Source organism: Actinophytocola sp., assembly GCF_036002505.1.
Taxonomy (GTDB): Bacteria; Actinomycetota; Actinomycetes; order Mycobacteriales; family Pseudonocardiaceae; genus DASYTH01.
The window spans coordinates 1-2,527 of sequence record NZ_DASYTH010000008.1 but is presented as its reverse complement, the minus strand read 5'-3'; the positions used below and the strand labels follow the sequence as shown (position 1 = coordinate 2,527).

Genomic DNA, 2,527 nt, shown 5'->3' with positions numbered 1-2,527 from the left:
CCGATTGGAGCGGTCAGCGCGACTTCTGCGTCGGCCTCCCGGTCGCCGGCAGCGAGCGCGGCCACCCCGAGCTGGCGAACGTGGTCGCGCCGTTCAACGTGCTGCTGGCCCTGCGCTGCGACCTGTCCGGCGACCCGACCTTCACCGAGCTCCTCACCCGCGCCCGCGGCACGTTGCTGGAATCCCTGATGCACCAGGGCATGGCGCTGGCCGATGTGGTGGAAGCCCTGGAGCTGCCGGCCGATCCCAGCCGTGCGCAGCTCTGCCAGGCGCTGTTCCTGCTCGACGAGCCCGACTCGGACGGGCTCGCGCTGCCGGGCGTGACCGTCGAGGAGTTTCCGTTGCCGCTCAGCAAGATGCCCTACGACCTCATGGTCTACACCGGACTGAACCGCGCCGGGTTGTGGACCACGTTCCACTACGACTCGGAGCTGTTCACCGGGGAGACCGTGGCCGGCCGGGTACGTGAGCTGGCCGCGGTGCTCGACGCTGCTGGGATGCCGCACGGTCTGGGTCCGGTCGGGGGTGACCCGGCGCGAGGTCGACGGGCACCTGAGCGCGACCCGGCCGGACGTGGTCCTGTACGACGACCGCTCGGTGAACCCGCTCGGCCGGCAGGTCGCCCAGCGCCTCGGCGTGTTGTACTGCGGCTCGACACGGATCTGCTTTCCTACCGGGGAATTTCTGAGTCCATTGTGGATATAAGCGCCGGCGAGCCGGACACCGTGTTCCAGACCAGCGGAACGACCGGGGCACCGAAGCTGGTGCACCACCGGCACGAGTTCTACCGGCAGATCCACCGGCTGGCCGAGCAGATCGCGGCCGCCGGCGAGCCGCGCTGGCGGCACCTGTCGATGTCGGTGCTCAGCCACGTGTCCGGCCAGCTCGCCGGGCTGCTGTATCTGTTCTCCGGCTGCGTGCTGATCCCCATGGAGAACTGGGATCCGGTCGAGTTCCTGTCCACAGTGGAAAGCGAGCGGGTGAGCTCCACGTTCGTCCCGCCGCCGGATCTCTATGAGCTGCTGGGACATCCGGCACTCGACGAGTTCGACACGACCAGCCTGCGGATGCTGAGCGTGGGCGCCGCGCCCGCCGCGCCGGCCCGGCTGCTCGAGGCGATCTCCCGGTTCGGCCCGGTGCTGCGGATCACCTACGGACTGTCCGAATGCCCGTTCATCTCCGCCAACACGTTCCTGACCGGCGACCCCGCCGGAGAGAAGCAACTCAGCTCGGCCGGGCTGCCCTACGGCGACGTCACCGTCGAGATCCGCGCCGAGGACGGGATCACCGCGCTCGACACCGGCCAGGTCGGGGAGCTGTGGGTGCGCAGCAACCTGAACCTCGCCGGCTACTTCGAGCAGCCGAAGCTCACCGCGGACACTCTGCACGACGGCTGGGTGCGCACCCACGACCTCGGCTACCGCGAACCCGACGGGTTCCTGTACCTGGTCGGCCGCTCCCAGGACGTGATCATCAGCGGCCGCAACTGCCGCAAGGTGTTCCCCCGCCCCATCGAGGACGCCCTCGCCGCGCACCCCCAGATCCGTGCCGCGGCCGTCATCGGCGTCCCCGACCCGACCGTCGTCGAAGCCATCCACGCCTATGTGGTCGCCGTCCCCGGAGAGTCGGTCACCGAGGTCGACCTGATCACCCGGGTCCGCGCCGAGCTCGCCGACTTCTGGACACCGCGCACGATCGATTTCGTGGATCGCCTTCCCATCAACGGCATCGGCAAGGTCGACAAGAACGCACTCCGGGCGCACTACGCTGCCACGCACGACCCGCTTAGGGCTGCGGGCTGACGTGCCATGAATGCCACATATGGGCGTTGGACGCCCCATATGTGGCATTCATGGCCGACGAAGCCGGCATCTCCCGCCGCTACGGCGGCATCCACTTCGAACAAGGCGACCTCGACGGCCGCGCCCTCGGCCGCCAGGTAGGCAAAAGGTCTGGCTCAAAGCCACCCGCTGCTTCACCGGCGTCTGCGACTGACCCACTGCTGCTGATCGGCGGTCGGATCCGGGCTCGCGACGGGCTACGCTCCGGCCAGTCGGGATGGCATAGGAGGCCGGCGCATGAAGGTCCGTTACCGCGTGGGGTGGGGCGTGGTGTTCCTGGTGATCGGGGGGATCGAACTCATCCTGGGCGTCCTGGCACTGGGCGAGGTGCAACTCGTTCTCGGCGTCGTGTTCATCGTGTTCGGTGTGCTCTCGATGACCCGGCCGTATTTCGAATGGGATTCGGCAACAAAGACCATCGCGGTCAGGGCACTTGTCGGCCCGTGGGCGCGCCGTTTCGGCGGAGCCGAGGGCGGCCGGCTGGAACCCGAAGCCGACCGAATCGTGTGGGTCCGCGCCGACGGCAGCCGCAAGAAGATCCCGGTGCGCCGCTTCTATGCCAACCGCGACGAGTGGAATGCCGTGCTGCGGCAGATCGCCGAGCCTTCTTCATCCCAGCATTGAGCCGCTTCCCGCAGAACATGCCTACGCGGACGCGTCACATGACTACGCGAACGCGGGACATG

2 protein-coding genes are annotated in these 2,527 nt (G+C 68.4%); both read left to right on the top strand.

Going from position 1 to position 2,527, the window contains the following annotated elements; genetic code table 11:
- Positions 1-1,802, top strand: a 1,802-nt coding sequence (locus VGR06_RS00130; protein WP_327556824.1) for an AMP-binding protein, incomplete at its 5' end; no start/stop codon positions are given.
- A 306-nt stretch (positions 1,803-2,108) separates the two neighbouring features.
- Positions 2,109-2,465 (top strand): hypothetical protein, encoded by a 357-nt coding sequence (locus tag VGR06_RS00125; protein ID WP_327556823.1) that lies wholly within the window; start codon positions 2,109-2,111, stop codon positions 2,463-2,465.
- Positions 2,466-2,527: the final 62 nt, after the last annotated feature.